The sequence below is a fragment of the Vibrio sp. Vb0598 genome, assembly GCF_033338935.1.
Lineage (GTDB): Bacteria > Pseudomonadota > Gammaproteobacteria > Enterobacterales > Vibrionaceae > Vibrio > Vibrio alginolyticus.
This window is the reverse complement of record NZ_JAWOTP010000141.1, coordinates 1-1,309: the sequence shown is the minus strand read 5'-3', so window position 1 is coordinate 1,309 and position 1,309 is coordinate 1. Positions and strand designations below refer to the sequence as shown.

At 42.8% G+C, this 1,309-nt stretch carries 1 protein-coding gene and 1 pseudogene; both read left to right on the top strand.

The window, feature by feature from the left end; all coding sequences use genetic code 11:
• Positions 1-577: pseudogene (recA, locus tag R7Q38_RS23590) on the top strand (recombinase RecA); the annotation flags it as partial.
• Positions 578-700: 123 nt separating this feature from the next.
• The gene (gene recX / locus R7Q38_RS23585; protein ID WP_005455548.1) at positions 701-1,168 is read left to right on the top strand and encodes a recombination regulator RecX; all 468 of its coding nucleotides are present in this window, start codon (positions 701-703) and stop codon (positions 1,166-1,168) included.
• Positions 1,169-1,309: the final 141 nt, after the last annotated feature.

The window sequence follows — 1,309 nt, the reverse complement described above, 5'->3', positions numbered from 1 at the left end:
CGAAATGGGCGACAGCCACATGGGTCTCCAAGCTCGTATGCTTTCTCAAGCAATGCGTAAGCTTACAGGTAACCTGAAACAGTCTAACTGTATGTGTATCTTCATCAACCAAATCCGTATGAAGATTGGTGTGATGTTCGGTAACCCTGAAACGACTACTGGCGGTAACGCGCTTAAGTTTTACGCTTCTGTTCGTTTAGATATCCGTCGTACTGGCGCAATCAAAGAAGGCGATGAAGTTGTAGGTAACGAAACGCGTATCAAAGTGGTTAAGAACAAGATTGCAGCACCATTTAAAGAAGCAAACACGCAAATCATGTATGGCCAAGGCTTTAACCGTGAAGGTGAGTTGATTGACTTAGGCGTGAAGCACAAGCTAGTAGAAAAAGCGGGTGCTTGGTACAGCTACAATGGCGATAAGATTGGTCAAGGTAAAGCAAACGCTTGTAACTACCTGCGTGAGCATCCAGAAATCGCGAAAACAATCGATACCAAACTGCGTGAAATGCTACTTTCTCCAGCTCAACCAGAAGCACCTGCTGCCGGTGAGAAGCCTGAGCAAGAAGAAGAGTTTTAATCTTCTGATAGACTAAAAATAAAGCCCTGCGTTGCAGGGCTTTGTTGTATTTGTCGAAATCAAAATCGAAGAAATTTAAGGCAAACGAAAAGCCTGTACAGCTAAATTACCTTTAGGATCACTATGTACCAAAAGCGACAAGCACCGACGCTATCTAGCAAAGAAGCCGCGATTCAGTTACTTAGTCGTCGAGATCATGGCTTATATGAGCTCCATCAAAAGCTTGCGATGAAAGGCTATGAAGAGGCTGATATTGAAGCTGCGATTAACTTTTGTTTAGAACACAATTATTTGGATGACTTGCGTTATGCCAAAAGCCAAGTGCGTCAACACGTTTACAAAGGTCATGGTGAGCGTCGTATTCGCCAAGAGCTTAACCAGAAGCGCGTTGCAGAATCTGTCATTGAACAAGCAATGGCAGAAGAGCCCCAAGATTGGTTTGAATTGGCAAAGTTGGCAGCAGAGAAGAAATTTAAAGGAATAAAGGCCAAAGACCAGAAAGAGTACGCTAAACAGGTTCGTTTCTTACAATATCGCGGCTACAGTTTTGACCAAATTAGCTATGCGTTAAGCTTTGAAGACGAAGATTAGGCGTGAATTATTCACGCTGATTTTTGTTTTGCTTCAAATTTTTTCTTCTACCCCCTCTTTTCCGCAAGAAAACTAGTCTCAGCTGTTTGCATGATCTACAATACGGCAAAATTCTAACTCGACTATTTTCAGGAAGAGCTG

What these genes read in the sequence shown, in the direction of transcription:
- recX (WP_005455548.1), top strand. Translation starts at nt 701, where the DNA reads ATGTACCAAAAGCGACAAGCACCGACGCTATCTAGCAAAGAAGCCGCG.